We start from the raw sequence: 16,676 nt of genomic DNA on the forward strand, positions 1-16,676 counted from the left end.
GCCGGTCCCGCCGGGAGGTGGTTATGCGCGCTGGTACTGAGCCCGCCCTTGTTCGTAGAGGTTGTTGCCTTCGGCATCAATGCAGACGATGACCGGGAAGTCTTCGACAACCAGTTCACGGACGGCTTCGGTGCCAAGGTCGTCATAGGCAATGACCTTCGCTTCTTTAATCGAGCGGGCCATCAAGGCGCCAGCGCCGCCGATGGCGACGAAGTAGACACAGCCGTGCTTCTTCATCGCGTCAACAACAGCCGGTCCCCGCAAACCTTTGCCGATCATGCCGGTCAGGCCCTGCTCGATCAGCCGGGGCGAGTAGGTATCCATCCGGTAGGACGAGGTGGGGCCGGCAGAGCCGATCACCTGGCCCGGTTTGGCCGGACAGGGGCCGACGAAATAAATGACGGCGTCCTTTACATTAAACGGCAGATCTTCCCCACGGTCAAGGGTTTCGACCAGACGTTTGTGGGCGGCATCGCGGCCGGTGTAGATGGTGCCGCTGATCAGAACCGTATCGCCGGCTTTCAGTTGGCGCAGGGCCTCCTGAGTCAACGGCGTTGTCAACCGTACAGCATTCATGATTCCAACTCTCCTTCCCTTCTATGCCGGATTACAACTCAATTTCGGTGTGACGGGCCACATGGCAGTTGATGTTGACGGCGCAGGGCAGACCAGCGATGTGGGTCGGGTAGGTCTCTACATTGACCGTGAGCGCCGTTGTGTTGCCGCCAAGACCTTGGGGGCCGATGCCCAGGTTGTTGATCTTCTCAAGCAGCTCTTTTTCCAGCGCGGCAATGTGCTCTTTCTCGCTGTGGTGGCCGATATGACGAAGCAGCGCTTTTTTGGCAAGGAAAGAGGCCTTTTCCATGGTGCCGCCGATGCCGACGCCGACGACGATAGGCGGGCAGGGGTTGGGGCCGGCTTTTTCGACAGCCTCGATGACAAACTTCTTGATGGCTTCCACGCCGTCAGCCGGCTTGAACATCTTGAGTTGGCTCATGTTTTCGCTGCCGAAGCCCTTCGGAGCGACCATGATGTGCAGCTTGTCCCCGGGAACGATATCATAATGGATGACGGCCGGCGTGTTGTCCCCCGTGTTGACGCGGAGCAGGGGGTCTTTGACGACCGACTTGCGCAGGTAGCCTTTTTCGTAGCCGCGGCGCACGCCTTCATTGATGGCATCGGTGAGGCCGCCTTCGACATAGACTTCTTGGCCGATGGTGACAAATACGACAGCCATCCCCGTGTCCTGGCAGATGGGGACGATCTCCCTTTCGGCGATGGCGTTGTTCTCCATGATGTGACCGATGATGGTCTTGCCCAGGGGCGATGCTTCCGCAGCGTGGGCCTTTTCCAGCGCTTCTTTCACATCGGCGCCGATCTGGGTGTTGGCTTTGATGCACAGTCCTTCCACAGCCGAAGCGATCTGTTCGAATGTGATAGTACGCAATCCAGGCATCCTCCTTCAATTGATCTTTTAGTGATTTGCTGTTGTATAAATGAAACTGTCCCGAGACGGGACAGTTTCAACGCTGACCCTTGAGCATGCTTCGATTGGACCCAACCAATATGATTCAACGCGTACAGTAAAAAACCTGCCTCATAGAGGCATTTTTCGTGAAAAATTTCACACAGCGCAGCCGATGGCTCCGTTCAGTTGAGGATGGGCGGGGAGAATGACCTGCACATCGAGGGCTTCCTCCAACATGGATCGGATCGCCCCGCTCCGAGCTACGCCGCCCGTAAAGACAACCACCGGGCTGCACAGTTCCCGTAGCATCGGCTCGACACGCTTGACGATGGTGCGGTTCACCCCCGCCGCCAGGTGTTCGATCGGGTGGCCTTCGATGATCTGACCGATCAGCTCCGACTCGCCGAAGACGGCGCAAGTGGACGACAACTCCACGGGGTTGTCCCGGCATTGACCGAGGGACGTCACATCCATCGCCAATACGGCCGCCATGTTCTCCAGGTAGCGCCCAGAGGAAGCGGCGCACTTGTCGTTGGTGCGAAAATCCACCATCCGTCCCCCTGCCACCTTGATCACCTTGCTGTCCTGACCGCCCAGGTCGAGGAGCGTAAAATCGGAGAGCCCCGTCTGAAAAACCGCCCCTCTCGTGTGAGCGCGCAACTCCGGAATCACCTGCCCGCCGGCGATCTTGACCAGATTCCGCCCATACCCTGTCGACGTGATCGACGCCCCCGAGGGCCAGCCGAGCCGCTCATAATCGACAACGAGTTCGCCATCGACCTTGCGGCCATAGTCGCGGTAGAAGGCGAGCGTATCGTAATAGCGATGATCGACGAGGTGATCATCTTCCATAAAAACCGCTTTGACGTAGCGGCTGCCGAGGTCTAGACCGATTTTCACGATGTCTTCGCCCCCTGATGTGACGTCATCGACGGATTTCTATATGTGGCCCCATAGCCCAAGCGAACAAAGCCTGAGCCGCGAAAAGGGCGCCATTACATGCAGAAAAGCCCAGAGGTTTGGCGCCCTAGCGGAGCTCTTAGCGAGCGGTCCGGCTGCGCCCTCCGCTGATGTAAACGAGCGCTATACAGCAGGCGGCACAGCCTGTGTAGCGACAGGGCGCAGTCGGACCGTGAGCGGTTTGAGCGGAGCGGCGTCAGCGAGCGCAGCCTGCGCCGCGAAAAGGGCGCCACGACATGCAGAAAAGCCCGAGACGTTTGGCGCCCAGCGGCGCAGGCAAGCGAGTAGCCGCGCAGCTCTTAGCGAACGGTCCGACTGCGCCCTACGCCTATGTAGTGGCGCAGTTCAAGGGCGGTACACTAGTCGTTCCGAGGGTGCGCTACCCAGCGAGCATGTCCAAAAAGGCGTCAATCCTCATCCGGCTCCGCGCATCGAGCGGCCCCGGTCGATCCCCCTCCAGCGTCAACACGGGCACATCGGTACGCTGGCGAAGGATGATGTCCTCGATCTGGCGGTAACAGAAACTCTGGGTGTAATGAATGATCCCATCGATGTTTCGCCGCGCCACCTCCCGGTTGATATCCTCGATCCGGTCAAAGATCGTATAGGGATAGGTGTAGCGCCGGTACTGTTCGATGATATCCTCTACATCAAAGGGCATGGCGAACTGCCGTTGAACCTCGTTGAAAACAACTCTCCCGCCCATGCTTTCAATATATACATACAAATCTGTGACGATCGGGGGAACCCCCACGTAGGCCAGCCTGACCAACTGCGGATCTCCGAACAAACCCTGCTTCGTCTCCCCTTCTCCCTTTCCCCGTGCTTCAGTAATGATCCCGTCCAAGTACGCCTCATACGCATCCGGATCGCCGTTAAAATCAGAACAGCCGACGAGAGCCAGGTGATTCGTCAACCCGTCAACAACATCCGCTTCCCAGGTCAGACGGTCAACCTCATGGGCTTTTTTGCGCACCAGATCCAGCCGCCCTTTCCACTGGCGCACGGAATCCCAATCAGCGCCCAACGCCTGTATCAGCTTTTCCATCTGCAACTGCAAGAGATCGTAGTCATGATCATAGGGAAAGGCAAAGGGGTGCACCTTGACGCCGGCCACCTGCCACGTCTCCATCAGGGCATGGGTATTGGAGCAATCGCCCTGGGTGACGGCGATGACCTGCCGCAAATCCTTCTGTTCGAGCAGCGTCGCATAGAGGCCCTTGATCCATCCGCAGATGTTGCGCGGGTAGCCGGCCTGTTCCGCCCGGTCGACATACTGCCCCGGCGCATCACCGGTGATAAAGACATTGTTCAGATCCACCGGAACCTTTCCGGCAGCATAGACGATCTCAACAGGGATCGTTGTCGTCAATCCCACTTTTTCCGCCATCACACAACCCACCTGTCCATTCCGCCTGGTTGTTCCGGAAAAACTAAACTACAAAGAGAGACCCGGCGCTTAGGCCGGGACAAAAAGGCGATTTAAGCAAAGACCACTTTCTGACCCCGTTCCCGTTCCAGGATGCCGTCGAGGCATACCTGACAGGTGTCGTTGAACAGTGGCATACCGAGGAGTGCGCCACCCACCCGGGCAAAGGACTCGGGATCACCGCTGACATAATAACGGTGGCGCGGTTTTGGCCCTCGGGGATCCCGGTAGGGGATGAGCCCTTTTTCCATGAGCGCCTTTCCCTGCGCGACCGTCTGGCAGGCCGGATCGATCAAGGTGATGTCGTCACCGATCGCCTCTCGGATCAACGGCTCTAAAAAGGGATAATGGGTGCAGCCGAGCACGATCGTATCCACACCGACGTCGATCAGCGGCGCCAGGTACTGCCTGGAAGCTTGGCGCGCTTCGTCACTGCGATGGCGCCCCGATTCGACCAGGGGCACGAAACGAGGGCATGCCTGACCGAAGACCTGCATGGCGCTGTTCAGTTCTCCCACACGCCGGCTGTGGGCGCCTTTACGGATCGTCGCTTCCGTCGCCAACACGCCGATTCGCCCATTCCGGCAGAGACGGACAGCTTCCTCTGCGCCAGGGTTGACGACACCGACAACGGGGACACTGTAACGCTCCCGGATGATATCAAGCGCCAGCGATGAACTCGTATTACAGGCGACAAGGATCAGCTTCGCCCCTTCGGCAACCAGGAAGTCCGTGATCTCCAGGGCGAACCGGATCAACTCCGCAACAGGCCGAGGACCATAGGGAACATGGGCGGTGTCCGCAAAATAGAGGATCTCTTCCCCCGGCAATTGGCGAAACACCTCACGCGCCACGGTCAAGCCGCCGACGCCCGAGTCAAATATGCCAATAGGTTGGCAACGTTTCAAACTTTCTCACTCCTAGCCGAACTGGCAACAGAACCCTAGACTGACACCAACAGACCTTTAAACCATAACATAGATTATTCCCTCTGAAAAGAAAAGTTCTCCCTCGATCAGGGCTGTTCAAAGAAGCGCTGCAAACCGTCGGCGATAGCCGTCGCCGCCTTAGTCCGGACCGTCTCCTGATTGAGCAGCTCCTCTTCCGCGGGGTTGGAAATGAACATCATCTCCACCAATATAGCCGGCATATTCGTTTCTCGCAGCACGGCGAAGTTGGCGCCCTTGATCCCAATGTCACGACGTCCCAAAGCAGCGACGAGCGACTGCTGGACCATGCCGGCCATCCGCATGCGCGTCCCTTCTCCTTGACGGGATTCATCGTCTTTATAAAAATAATAGGTCGTCGTGCCGCCTGTTTCCGAAACCGTATGGGAATCGCAGTGGATGCTCACGTACAGATCCGCCTTGGCCTTGTTGGCGACATCGGCGCGGTACGCCAGGTCATTCTCGGAGCGGATGACCTGTTGGGCCGTCCGCGTCATGATCACATTGACCCCCCTTGCCTTCAGGATTTCGGCAAGCCGGAGTCCGACGTCGAGGGTGATGTCCTTCTCTCGCGTTCCTTGGTGCCCTTTCGCGCCATCGTCGACGACGTTCCATTTTAAATTGACGTTTCCATGTCCAGGATCGACGACAATCGTCTTCCCGGCCAGAAAGTTCGCCACCGGTCGAGTAACCGGCGTGCCGCGGCTGGGCGTAACCCCGCTGGATCCGACGCTGCCGGGAGCAAGCGCCTGCGTTGAAAACAGCCATGACGCAGACCAACCGGCAGACTGGCCCTTTTGCGCCAACTGATACCAGCCATCACGCACCTGAAGCAAATCGAAGCTCTCCCCGGCAGGAACTGTTCGTACCACATCATATGCCATCCCAGGACCGTTGCGGATATTGACAGGCGATAAAGCCGTCGCTTTCCAAGCGCGCAGATCCTTCTGGAGCACCGGTTTCTGTGTTGGCAGATTTGCCTGGGGTATTGGGGTACTTACCGGCGGGGTGAGCGGAGAAGCAGCGGCTCCTCTCTCTATCAGCCAATCGGCGATCCATCCTGTCCGACCATCAGGAAGAGTGACCTGAGTCCACCCGTTTCGGCCCGAACTGGCAGAAAGCTGTTGCCCCTTGTTCACCGTTGTGATGATGGCATTGTCCGTTCCCGGTCCGGTGCGGACGTTGACCACCTGCCCCTGGACCTCCACCGGATAAGCTCCCGGAGGTTGAACCTGACCAGCCGCAGAGGCGCCGGCGCTTGATAAATCGGAAACAGGCACTGCCAGCGCCGTCGCGGGAGAGAATAAAAAGGCGCTCATCGTTGTGGTCAGCAGGCAATAGACGATCGACTTGTATCTTACTTGTTTCATGATTCCTCCACGTCGAACCGGACTGTTCTCTCCCCGTATTGTAAAACGTTTTCTCACCCCTGCCCAGCCTTTGGGCTTATTGTCTGAGAACTTCGTCCAATTGTTTTTTATTTCAATAATTGGACGCAGCAGACCGACTCGTTGGTTGCATTTTTTCATAAATCACATCTTAAATAAGGAGAAAAACGTCCGGCGCCGAGAGGCGCCGAACGTCATGCCTTCACCAAGCGTTTTTCGGCGAAGATGGCCTCACCGATTCCGCCTTTAATTATTTCTCTTCTCTGTCCCATTGCTCTCGTTTGCAGAGCCAGATGCCTTTTGCGCTCCATCGGAGGCCTTCTGGGCCGTGTTCCCCTCATTGGTGATCATTGAATTTTTCCTTGCCATCGCCTGCGAAACATCCATATGACCAGCCAAAGTCTCAACCTTTTTCCCCTCCACAAGGATCTGAACCTTTTGAATCGCTTGGAACTGGGTCAACGTGTTGACAAGCGAGTATACGGTCAAGGCTTCACTGGCCGATCCGCCCTGGTGGTTCTTTTGTAACTCCTTGCTCAGGTTGACGGTGCAAAGACCCTCTTTGTTCACATTGATATCAATCAGCCGCGTGCCTGTCGGGATCGTCGGTTGAGCGCCTGAATTGACGTTGGGTCCCTTGATCAGTTCATTCACAGTCGCTTTGGCGATGCTCCCCGTTTTGGGAATCGACCGTTTTTCTACGACCAGGTTCTGCCCCTTGTCATCGGCGAAATAGAGCATGACCGTCTGTTCCGGTCCCGGCGGAACAGTCTCTGTTCTGGCAGCGCTATCGACAGGAAGAGCCTGACCCTGTGTGGCCGTTTGTTCCTTTTTCACCACCTGATCGGTTTTGACGTTATTTGTTTCCTTGGCCTTAAATTCGTCCTTCATGGAGATAAAGCGGTCGACAGCCGAGCATCCGCCTAAACCGAAGGCGATGACGAGGGCCGTCACGATCAAGATAATGCCAGCCGACCAACTGCGCTCCCTGTCCATCTGGTGATCCTCCTTATGACTTTATTTTCTGATCAATACATATGGACAGGCCTACTTCTATATTCCATTTTTTTCAATTCGTAAAGCCGGCGTCGCCCTCTAGTGATGCATGCCCGAGAGGGCGGCCATCCCCAGCGCCCCTGCGATCGCGCCGGCCCAGGCCCAGTAGGAAGAGCGTTTTCTCGCCTCGGGCCATAATTCGTCCCAGACCAGATAGGCCATGGCGCCGCCGGCCAGGGCGAGCAACAGGGCGATCGACCTCGTCGACAGCGCCAGGATGCCGAATCCCAGCAGGGTGCCCAAGGGGGTAAATAAGGCCATGACCATGGTGAGAAGGATGATCTTCCAAGGCGCCATCCCGCTCATGCGCAGCGGCGCCGCTGTGGCAATGCCCTCAGGGATGTTGTGCAGACCGATGGCGACGGCCACGATCCAACCAAGGTGGCTTTCCGCAGCCGTCCCGGCGGCGATAGCGATCCCTTCGGGAAAGTCATGCAACGAGATGCCAAGGGCGATGAGATAGCCCATCTTGCGCAAAGGTCCCGCCTGCCTTCCCCGCTTTGACGAGAGGGTGAGCTGAGTTAAGAGGAGGTCACAGCCGGCGATGAGCAAGGCGCCCAGGCAAAAGCCGCTGAGTACCGCCCAAGTCCCGCCCCAACTCCAGGCCGATGGGAGCAAATCGAGGGCGACAACCGCAACCATGACCCCGGCGGCGAAGCCGAGGAGCGCGCTCAGGTTCCGCGAACCGAGCGAACCGAGCAGCAATACGCACAAGGCACCACCTGTCGTGGTCAACCCGGCGATGAGGCTGACCCCCAGCACAGACCATATCAGGCCAGGGAAAAGGTCTGCCATGTTTGATCCACCCTTCCCTCTCTCCCATTCCTTGTGAGTGGCCGCCACAATTGATGTTTATTCTTGATCATAAGCAAAGTCCAAAAGGGAAAGAACGGGATATAAACATAAAAAAAGCGCGTCCCTGTGGGATGCGTAAAAGGGGAGTCAGCCATATTTAAGCGAAAGCCGGGGCAAACTGTGAGCGGAGGTCGTCTGCCATTTTTCACCTGAGCAACAGTCGTACGAACATCATACTGGTTTTATCGGGGTTATCCACCGGCCTGATCAATGGACTCATCGGCATCGGCGGCGGGACGATCGTCATCCCCACCATGGTCTTCCTGCTCGGCGTCGCCCAGCATCAGGCCCATGGGACTTCGTTAGCCGTCATCCTTCCCACTTCTGTGGCCAGCGCTTTTATCTACTGGAAAAAGGGGCACCTGTCCTGGTCCCTCTTCTGGCCCATCGTGCTGACAGGGATGGCAGGCGCCTATCTGGGGGCGCGGCTGATGAACCGCCTCTCCCCCCACCGCCTGCGTCAACTGCTTGGGATCGTCATGATCGTAGCCGGGGTGCGGTTGTTATGGAGATGATCACCCTATCGGTCATCGGCTTCTTCAGCGGCATCCTCGGCGGCCTCGCCGTCGGCGGCGGCACACTCCTCGTCCCGGCGCTGATCCTGTTGCTCGATGTGCCGCAGCACCAAGCCCAGGCGCTGGCGCTGACCACCTTTCTTCCCATGTCCGCCGTGGCCCTAGCAACCCATTTTAAAAACGGCAACGTGCGGCCAAAGCTGGCCTTCCTGCTTGCGCTGGGCGCGATCAGCGGCGCCATCGGCGGCGCGCTGCTGGCCACCCACCTGCCCGGCCCACTCCTGCGAAAGATCTTCGGCGTCTTCCTGGTGGGGATGGGCGGCTATGAGATTTTATCGAAGCCCAAAAAAGCCGAGTAGAGTCAAGAACAAATCGTTTATTTCATCGTCTTTTGGAGAGGCCAAGGATTTTCGCTTCCTAATGATTGACCCGAACGGCGAGCAAGTCCAAGAGATTTCCCTGGTCTTCCTGAGTTTCGCGTATATCTTCCACGGCGCCTTGGATCTGGATTGTAACCACTTTCAAACTATCTATATCCCGCCGCATGACAACCACTTCCCGTTTCATAGCGTCCACATCATGCCGAAGTTCTTCGACAGCGGCATTCGTATTACCCACAATGCGAACCAGATCAGCCACCATCTGTGTCAGTTGGGCCTGTCCATCCTTCAGTTCCATTAATTCCTGCAGGATCCTCTCATCCGCCATTCGCTCTCCCCTTTCTCACCCAGAACGCTCTTATCACGGTCTCCCCAACTCAAAGAGCCAGAACCCCTCAGGACGCCAGTCCCCGGCCAACCCCTCCAGATGGGTTGGCCTTTTTTCCTCAGGCCAGACCAGATAACGAGCCCCTTCGGCGCGCACCCCTGCCAGGTACGCTGCGCTGCACTCCTCCGGGGGAATAAACCAGCCGAAGCGACGGCTGTAAAAGAGGCTGCGCGGAGAGCCTTCGGCGACAACCAGCAGCGCATCGTCCGGTGTGATCTGTTCCAACGCCTGACCGACCTTCAGCGCCTTCTCGTCCAGTTGGTACCAGTTCTCATAGGTCCAAGGATGGTAGCGAAGCCAACGTTCGGGCAGCACGCGCTGGAAGGAGGCGGAAAGCAGGAAGGATCCTCCGACGAGAAGAAGCAGGGCTAGGCTGGCGGCGGTAGCGCGGCGGAACAGCCCGGCCTCGCGCGCGGTCAACCGCCCGGCCGCAACGCCCACAAGCAAGGCCGCCAGGGGCACAGCCGGAAGAAAATAATACTGGAGATTGTTCAACACATGGCTGCCGGCCAGCAGAAAAAAACCGGCCAGGCCGGCCATCCAGGCCACGATCCATAACCGTTCCGGGGAAAAGAGGCCTCGCAGCAGGCCCAGCAAAGCGGGCAAAACGAAAAAAGGCGTACAAACGAAGAAAAAGAGCCCCCGCCCCAGGTCGCCGTACCAATCCGCCGGGATCCCTTCCTGCCAGAGCCTGGCCGTGAAGGAGGTCGCAATGCTGGAGACGAAGGGGTGTTCCGCGATCCCGTGAATCGACTGGAGGTAGATCAGCAAGGCCACGGCCGGCGCAAACAGGTAGGCGATCCCCACAAAAAGGCTGCCTTCCCTTCCGGAGCGATAGGCTGTCCACCACCAGACGAGGAGGGGCAGATAGACGATGGCTGCCGGCGGCTTGACAAGCACCGCCAGCGTCAGCCAGAAGCATCCCCGCCAGGCATGAAACTGCGACCCCTCCCTGGACCAGAAAAGAAAGTCGGCGAGGGCGGCCAGCGCCAGGGCAAGCATGGGCACATCGGGCTGAAAAGAACGGGAGAAGTAGACATAGAAGGGCTGGACAGCCATCATCACGGCGGCGACCAGCCCCGGCCAGAGCCCCCAGAAATGGGCGCCGATCCGGTAGACCGACACCAGCGACCAGAGGGAGAAGAGGATGATCACCGAGCGCGCCACCCAGGCTGCTTCCCCAAATATGTAATACCACCCGGCCGTGATCGCCGGGACCAGTGAAAACTCCAATTCGGCATAATTGGGCGGCGCGCCGTAGTAGGGCAACTGCGGCCGCAGGAGATTGAACTGGCGCTCATAAAAAAAGCGGGCCACGGCCGCCGTATCGCTTTGGCGCCATCCATGAAAGTCGACAAAAGGGGAATCGATCCCCTTCAGGCGCAGCATGAGCCCCGCCAGGCAAACAAAGGCCAGCGCCCAGGGCGCGAAGCCCCGCCAGGCGCTCCATTGGTTCCGATTCAACTCTGCGCGACCATAACGACGCCGAAACAAATCACCAGCACCCCACCGACTCGAATCAAGTTCACCGGTTCACCCAGGAAAGCCCAGGAGGCAAAGAGGACGATCACATAGCCCAGGCTGACCAGCGGATAGGCCAGGCTGAGTTGCACCTTCGACACCGAGATGATCCAGAGCAGCGAACTGATGGCGAAAACCAAAAGCCCCCCCAAGAGGAGGGGGTTTTTCAGCATCTGTATGATCACCTGCGGCAGCATCTCAAGAAAGGGGCCCGTCCGGATATCGAGCCGGTTGGCACCCATCTTGAGAAGCACCTGGCCGATCGCCCCCAGGAAAACCGCCGTAAGGATCAGATAAATGCCGTTACCCAAGCCGTTCTTCATGCAGAATCTCCAATCTAGACACTTTCCGGGCCAGGAAGAAATATTGCAGCACCGTTTCCAGCACCGGCATCTTGCTCCGCCCTTCCTTGCGGTCATAGCGAAGCACCAGTGGCACCTCGCCAAAGCGCAGGTTTAAGGTTCTCATCTTCAATAATATCTCGGCCATGCATTGAAAGCCACTGGCCTCGATAAAATTTTCTCCAAACCGCTCAAAGGCGCGCTGCAGCGCCCCGATGCGGTAGGCGCGGTAGCCTGACGAGTAGTCCCGGACGCCGTCAATGCCGAAAATCCAACCGAGCAGTGTCGACGCGCCCCAGGAAAGGATGCGCCGCAGCGGCGACAACCCTACCTGCTCGCCGCCCTGTTGATACCGAGACGCGATCACCACATCGGCGCCCCTGTCGATCGTCTCCAGCATCGCCGGGATGTGACCGGGATCATGGGTGTCGTCGGCATCCATGGTGACGACCACATCCTCGGCAGCGCCGTGACAACAGACCCAGCGCAGCCCTGTCTTCATCGCGCAACCTAACCCCCGGTTTTTCCCATGCCGGACCACCGTTACAGACAACCGGTCGGCAAACCCTTCCGCCACCTCTGCCGTCTTATCGGCGGAACCGTCATCAACCACAACAATCTGCAGTTCGGGATAGCGCGCCTGCAGAGAAACGAATTTTTCCAACAGCCTCGGCAGCGCAACAGCTTCATTATAAGCAGGCAAAAGCACAAACAGGGTGAACGCCTTCCTTCGAATCAAAATCAGACCTATAAACCCTCAGGGAGATAGCCATACATCTCCTTGAACACCCCGGAGACGACAGGCCTCTCCTCCTCATTGAACATGCGCGTGATCGAAAACTCGACAACGGTCGTCTGTTTGCCGTTTGGGAGGGCGTGGATCTCACAGCGCTGGATCCGGCCGATGCCGATCGTCTCCTCTCGGTTCGTCACGATCAACACCGGCATGCCCACGGGGTACATGCGTCCGCCTTCCCGGGTAAAGCCCAGAATGATGTTGCCGTGAGTGCGTTTCCAGAGCAGTTGTTCGCCAGGGCTTGTCGATGGTTCTGATGGCAGTTCCTCCACCGGGAGCCGCAGGACCCAGGTGAATTCAAAGGTGTAGCCCAAAGAGGCATCCTCCTCCTATTTTCGACCCCACTCGCTACCATCTTTAGTATGTACATATTTCTGAAAAATTTCCAGGATAAGAACAGGTCGTTCCCGCACAATAACAAGAGGTTCGGGACATTAACAGTCAATCAGCCGTCAATGAATAGAGACATCTTTTGACGCGGCGATTGGGGAGGAATGACGACAGCCTTGGGCCGGATCACCTGTCTCAGCCAGTTGGATTTTGAACCCCTTCCCCACCAGATCGACGCTGTCTGGAAAGCCCTCTATCCGATGGGCGGTCGGGCCATCCTGGCCGATGAGGTGGGTCTCGGCAAAACGATCGAAGCAGGCATCTTTTTAAAAGAACTGCAGCAGCGCGGCCAGATGAACAAAGTGCTCATCCTCACACCGAAAAACCTCACCGGTCAGTGGGCCAGCGAGATGCGCAACAAATTCGGCTTCCCCTGCTGGGTTAACAAACGCGAGTACGGCTGGCATTGGCACCCCTTTGTCGTTACATCGCTCGATCTGGCAAAGCGTTCGCCCCATGCTGACATCATCGGCGAGATCCCTTACGACGCCGTCATCATCGACGAGGCTCACCGGTTGAAAAATCCCCGCTCCAGCAACTATCAGTTTGTCCGTACCTTGAACGCCAAAAGCCTGCTCCTGCTGACGGCGACGCCGGTGCAAAACGACTTGAAGGAACTCTACCACCTGGTCGACCTGCTTCGCCCCGGTTATTTCGGCAGCATTGCCGACTTCCAATCAGCCTTCCTTCGCGGCAAGCGAGAACCAAAAGACGCCCGGGAACTGCAGGACATCCTCTCAGGCGTCCTCATCCGCCATCACCGGGAACAGTGCGCCATCAAACTGCCCAAACGGCATGTTCACCTGCTCCCTATCGAACTGACCGAGCCGGAGCGGGAGCTCTACAACGCCGTCATCGAATACCTGCGCAGTGAATTCAAGCGCCGCAAGGAGAACCGCAAGAGCACCCTGGGCTTGCTCATCCTGCTGCGCGAAGTCTGCTCCAGTTCCTTTGCCGCCCTCGGTACCATCGAGCAGATGGGATTGGAGGAACTAGTTCCCCTGGCCCGCAAGATCCGCCAAAACGCCAAAGGCCATGTAGTCACCGAATTCCTCAAGCAGAACCGGGAAAAAGTGGTCATCTTCACCGAGTACGTTCAGACGATGGACTACCTGGCCCTGCACCTACAAGCCGCCGGCATCCCCGTCCTCGTCTACCACGGCGGCCTGGGCCGCTGGACCCGGGCAATGACCCAGCACCAGTTTCAAAAGAGCGATGTGCCTGTGCTGATCTCGACAGAGTCAGGCGGCGAGGGCATCAACCTGCAGTTTTGCAGTCAGGTGATCAACTACGACTTGCCCTGGAATCCCATGCGTGTGGAGCAGCGCATCGGCCGCGTCCACCGCCTCGGCCAGAGCCGCGATGTTCACGTCTACAACCTGAGCACCCGTGGCACCATCGAGGAGCGCATGCTGAGCCTGCTCTCCGAAAAAATCGAGATGTTCGCTCAGACAATCGGCCCCATCGAGCGGATCCTCTACAGTCAAAAGGTCGAAGGAACCATGGAAAAGCACGCCCTTGAGTACCTTCTCGATCTGCAGGAGGAGATCAACCGGGAACAAAAAAAGGCGGCCCCTGCCGCCCCTGTGCCGCCGGAGTTTCAAGCGGTGCCGGCGCCGCTGTTCTTCTTTTGAGCCCACTCTTGGATGTGCTGGTAAAGGGCGATTGGCGATCGGGGTGGATTGGCGGAGTTCGCTAAGGGCTGCGCGGCTGTTCGCTTGGTTGCTGCGCGGGCGCGCCAAACCTCTGGGCTTTTCTGCATGTGAACCGTGGCGCGCTTTTCCGCTTCGCAACCTGCGCTCACGACGCCGCTCCGCCCAAACCGCTCACTCCGCCAATCCACCCCAGATCCAAGATGTAATTTGCCAAACTTCAATATGGCTAGTCAACGATTTATTAGATGATTTTTTGGTACTGGACATCCTTCTGATTAATCGCAGGTGACAAAGAGAGAGACCGGTATCAACCCCCGACGCTCTCTCTTTTAGTGTGCATATTGTAACGAACAATTCCAGCATATTAAGCTATGCGCGAAGTAAAAATTCGGATCGTAGATTGTCTCCTCAAGAGAAGTAGAACGTAACCAATTTACCCCGGCTTACCTCAACCTCTCAAGAAGAGTGCCAGTTACGAAACCCCTCGCCGAGCACCTCGTGAACTTCGTTGATAATCATAAAGGCCCTGGGGTCGATTTCATACACCAGCGACTTCAGCCGCACCAGTTCGGAGCGGCTGACGACGCAGTAGAGGACGTTTTTCTCGGCGTCGGTGTAGACGCCGCGCGCGTTGAAGACAGTGGCGCCCCGCTCCAACTCATCGAGGACGCGCTGGGCGATCTCCGTCGATTTCTCGGAGATGATCATGGCCGCCCGGGCTGTATAGGCGCCCTCCTGAACAAAGTCGATGATCCGGCTGGCGACGAAGACGGCCACCAGAGTGTACATGGCCACCGATTGGCCGAAGATGAAGCCCACCGACGTGATCACCACCACGTCCACCATGAAGAGAACGCGGCCCATGGGCAAGCCCCAGCGGTGGTTGACCAAGCGGGCGATGATGTCGCCGCCGCCCGTGGACCCGCCGAACAAAAAAATGACCCCCAGTCCGAGGCCGATGGCCGACCCCCCGTACAGAGAAGCCAGCAACAGGTCTCCCGGCATGGGGGATTGAAAAGAGCGGGTCAGGTCGACACCGATGGAAGCCACTGCGGTGCCGAGGACCGTCTTCAAGGCAAACTCGGTGCCGAGCACACGCCAACCGATAATAAAGAGGGGGATGTTCATGATCAGGTAGGTGGCGCCAACTGGCCAGCCGAAGAGATAGTGCAGCGTCAAGGCCACACCAGTTAAGCCCCCTTCGGCCAGATGGTTGGCGATAATGAAGTAGTTCAATCCAAAGGCGAAGATCAATCCCCCGAGAGTAATACCTAACATATCCTTCAGCCAACTGCGGATATCTTTCTTCAATGTTTTTTCCGTCCTTCCATCCCTGTTAGAGTGCCCGGGATGGCAGCGTCTCAATCAGCGCAGCACGTCCTGGATAAAAACCGTCGTATCCTTGATCATGTCATACTCTTTCGGTTCCACAAAGCGGTGCCGTTCCAGGAGCACCCGGACGACCGGGCGCATGGGGATCGACTTGTTCTGATCGACGACGACGCCGATCTCGCCGGTGGAAAGGCGCACCGACATGCCGGTGGGGTAGGTGGCCACATTTTTCAAGAAGAGCTGAACCAGGCTCAGATCGAGGTAGCGGCCAGAGAGGCCCATCAGCACCTCGCAAGCCTGGTGGGGCGCAAGCGGCCTCGATCCCATGGCACCATTGATCAACTTGTCATAAAGATCAACGATGGCCACGATCTTCCCATACAGATGAATGTCCGCATCCTGGATCCCCCGGGGAAAGCCGGTTCCATCGACACGCTCATGGTGCTGGTAGGCCACATGAGCCGCCACGATGCTCAGTTCCCCCGTGCGACGGATGATGTTGAAACCTTCTTCGGCGTGTTTTTCGTAGATCTCCCGCTCTTCCTTGCCGAGCCGGTCCTCGCCCTTGTCCAGGATCTCTTTGGGCACCGTCGTTAAGCCCACATCATGTAGCAGCGCCCCCACGGCCAGGTCCTGGAGACGATGCCTGTCAAGACTGCGGGCGACACCAAGCATGGTGGCCATCACACAAACCGATACGCTGTGGGGAAGCAGCCAATTCTCCTTTGTCCGCATGTCCATCAGGTTGACGAGAATGCCCTGGCTGCTTAGACAATCCTCGATGACCGAGTTGACGGAGTTCTTGACCTTGGCGCCATCGATCTTTCTGCCGGAGCGGACATAATCGGTGGCATCCTTCAGGCTCTGCAACGCTTCCCTGCGAGTCCCCTCACTGACCGCATCTTCGACCTTCACATCCTGGAAACGGTCATCCTCTATATAAATCGCCGATATGCCGAGATTTTTCAGTTTCGAGATGTAGCCAGCCGTAAGCACGACCCCTTTGCCAAGCAACACCTGTCCATCCGACGTAAAAATCGGTCTGGCCAACTTATCGCCAATCGTGATAAATTCGATACCCATCTGGCGCACTTTTCGTTCCTCCCCGCTGTCGTCTACGTGCCCGGAAAACCCGAATCAGTAGAACCATACAGGCAGCCCAAACCAAAAATAGAAGCAAAATGAAAGCCAATTCCTGCGAGCATCCGTTTAGAAAAGAAAAGCGGTTTTCGTTCCGCAACGAAAACCACTTCGC

Annotated in this window: 18 protein-coding genes; 3 read left to right on the top strand and 15 right to left on the bottom strand. The window is 57.6% G+C overall.

Going from position 1 to position 16,676, the window contains the following annotated elements:
- Positions 1 to 21: 21 nt before the first annotated feature.
- The 8 genes from AC0CW1_RS07220 to AC0CW1_RS07255 form a co-directional block, all read right to left on the bottom strand.
- Positions 22 to 576 (bottom strand): Fe-S-containing hydro-lyase, encoded by a 555-nt coding sequence (locus tag AC0CW1_RS07220; RefSeq protein WP_488182398.1) that lies wholly within the window; start codon positions 574 to 576, stop codon positions 22 to 24.
- A gap of 31 nt (positions 577 to 607) precedes the next feature.
- Positions 608 to 1,447 carry a fumarate hydratase gene (locus tag AC0CW1_RS07225; protein ID WP_488182399.1) on the bottom strand — a complete coding sequence of 280 codons (840 nt, stop codon included), beginning with the start codon at positions 1,445 to 1,447 and terminating at the stop codon, positions 608 to 610.
- 177 nt (positions 1,448 to 1,624) lie between these two features.
- The gene (locus tag AC0CW1_RS07230; protein ID WP_488182400.1) at positions 1,625 to 2,368 is read right to left on the bottom strand and encodes an acyl-CoA dehydratase activase; all 744 of its coding nucleotides are present in this window, start codon (positions 2,366 to 2,368) and stop codon (positions 1,625 to 1,627) included.
- Positions 2,369 to 2,807: 439 nt separating this feature from the next.
- On the bottom strand, positions 2,808 to 3,818 hold the full coding sequence (locus tag AC0CW1_RS07235; protein WP_488182401.1) for a 2-hydroxyacyl-CoA dehydratase family protein: 1,011 nt from the start codon (positions 3,816 to 3,818) through the stop codon (positions 2,808 to 2,810).
- A 92-nt stretch (positions 3,819 to 3,910) separates the two neighbouring features.
- Positions 3,911 to 4,765: a glutamate racemase gene (murI, locus tag AC0CW1_RS07240; RefSeq protein ID WP_488182402.1), complete on the bottom strand. Its 855-nt coding sequence runs from the start codon at positions 4,763 to 4,765 to the stop codon at positions 3,911 to 3,913.
- A 107-nt stretch (positions 4,766 to 4,872) separates the two neighbouring features.
- Positions 4,873 to 6,174 (bottom strand): N-acetylmuramoyl-L-alanine amidase family protein, encoded by a 1,302-nt coding sequence (locus AC0CW1_RS07245; protein WP_488182403.1) that lies wholly within the window; start codon positions 6,172 to 6,174, stop codon positions 4,873 to 4,875.
- A 264-nt stretch (positions 6,175 to 6,438) separates the two neighbouring features.
- Positions 6,439 to 7,188, bottom strand: a complete 750-nt coding sequence (locus tag AC0CW1_RS07250; protein ID WP_488182404.1) for a GerMN domain-containing protein — start codon at positions 7,186 to 7,188, stop codon at positions 6,439 to 6,441.
- Between the two features lie 99 nt (positions 7,189 to 7,287).
- The gene (locus tag AC0CW1_RS07255) at positions 7,288 to 8,043 is read right to left on the bottom strand and encodes a ZIP family metal transporter (RefSeq protein WP_488182405.1); all 756 of its coding nucleotides are present in this window, start codon (positions 8,041 to 8,043) and stop codon (positions 7,288 to 7,290) included.
- Positions 8,044 to 8,309: 266 nt separating this feature from the next.
- Between AC0CW1_RS07255 and AC0CW1_RS07260 the strand changes: the two genes are divergently transcribed.
- Both AC0CW1_RS07260 and AC0CW1_RS07265 read left to right on the top strand, forming a co-directional pair.
- Positions 8,310 to 8,618 (top strand): sulfite exporter TauE/SafE family protein, encoded by a 309-nt coding sequence (locus tag AC0CW1_RS07260; protein WP_488184109.1) that lies wholly within the window; start codon positions 8,310 to 8,312, stop codon positions 8,616 to 8,618.
- The gene (locus AC0CW1_RS07265; protein ID WP_488182406.1) at positions 8,609 to 8,977 is read left to right on the top strand and encodes a sulfite exporter TauE/SafE family protein; all 369 of its coding nucleotides are present in this window, start codon (positions 8,609 to 8,611) and stop codon (positions 8,975 to 8,977) included. The genes AC0CW1_RS07260 and AC0CW1_RS07265 overlap by 10 nt, the downstream gene beginning before the upstream one ends.
- Before the next feature lie 58 nt (positions 8,978 to 9,035).
- Here AC0CW1_RS07265 and AC0CW1_RS07270 read toward each other — a convergent pair whose 3' ends face one another.
- The 5 genes from AC0CW1_RS07270 to AC0CW1_RS07290 are packed head-to-tail and all read right to left on the bottom strand — an operon-like array spanning position 9,036 to position 12,358.
- On the bottom strand, positions 9,036 to 9,326 hold the full coding sequence (locus AC0CW1_RS07270; RefSeq protein WP_488182407.1) for a hypothetical protein: 291 nt from the start codon (positions 9,324 to 9,326) through the stop codon (positions 9,036 to 9,038).
- A 33-nt stretch (positions 9,327 to 9,359) separates the two neighbouring features.
- Positions 9,360 to 10,880 (bottom strand): ArnT family glycosyltransferase, encoded by a 1,521-nt coding sequence (locus tag AC0CW1_RS07275; protein WP_488182408.1) that lies wholly within the window; start codon positions 10,878 to 10,880, stop codon positions 9,360 to 9,362.
- Positions 10,847 to 11,230, bottom strand: a complete 384-nt coding sequence (locus AC0CW1_RS07280; protein ID WP_488182409.1) for an EamA family transporter — start codon at positions 11,228 to 11,230, stop codon at positions 10,847 to 10,849. The genes AC0CW1_RS07275 and AC0CW1_RS07280 overlap by 34 nt, the downstream gene beginning before the upstream one ends.
- Positions 11,211 to 11,957 carry a glycosyltransferase family 2 protein gene (locus tag AC0CW1_RS07285; protein WP_488182410.1) on the bottom strand — a complete coding sequence of 249 codons (747 nt, stop codon included), beginning with the start codon at positions 11,955 to 11,957 and terminating at the stop codon, positions 11,211 to 11,213. Before AC0CW1_RS07285 ends, AC0CW1_RS07280 begins: the two co-directional genes overlap by 20 nt.
- A 38-nt stretch (positions 11,958 to 11,995) precedes the next feature.
- Positions 11,996 to 12,358, bottom strand: a complete 363-nt coding sequence (locus AC0CW1_RS07290) for a hypothetical protein (RefSeq protein WP_488182411.1) — start codon at positions 12,356 to 12,358, stop codon at positions 11,996 to 11,998.
- 180 nt (positions 12,359 to 12,538) lie between these two features.
- Here AC0CW1_RS07290 and AC0CW1_RS07295 point away from each other — a divergent pair, with 180 nt between their 5' ends.
- Complete coding sequence (locus AC0CW1_RS07295; RefSeq protein WP_488182412.1) at positions 12,539 to 14,068, top strand: DEAD/DEAH box helicase; 1,530 nt, start codon at positions 12,539 to 12,541, stop codon at positions 14,066 to 14,068.
- Between the two features lie 477 nt (positions 14,069 to 14,545).
- On the opposite strand, the gene AC0CW1_RS07300 is transcribed toward AC0CW1_RS07295, so the two are convergent.
- Both AC0CW1_RS07300 and AC0CW1_RS07305 read right to left on the bottom strand, forming a co-directional pair.
- Positions 14,546 to 15,400 carry a YitT family protein gene (locus tag AC0CW1_RS07300; RefSeq protein ID WP_488182413.1) on the bottom strand — a complete coding sequence of 285 codons (855 nt, stop codon included), beginning with the start codon at positions 15,398 to 15,400 and terminating at the stop codon, positions 14,546 to 14,548.
- Between the two features lie 54 nt (positions 15,401 to 15,454).
- Entirely contained in the window at positions 15,455 to 16,504 is a 1,050-nt protein-coding gene (locus AC0CW1_RS07305; protein ID WP_488184110.1) for an HD-GYP domain-containing protein, read from the bottom strand.
- Positions 16,505 to 16,676: the final 172 nt, after the last annotated feature.

The organism is Heliomicrobium sulfidophilum (genome assembly GCF_057715735.1).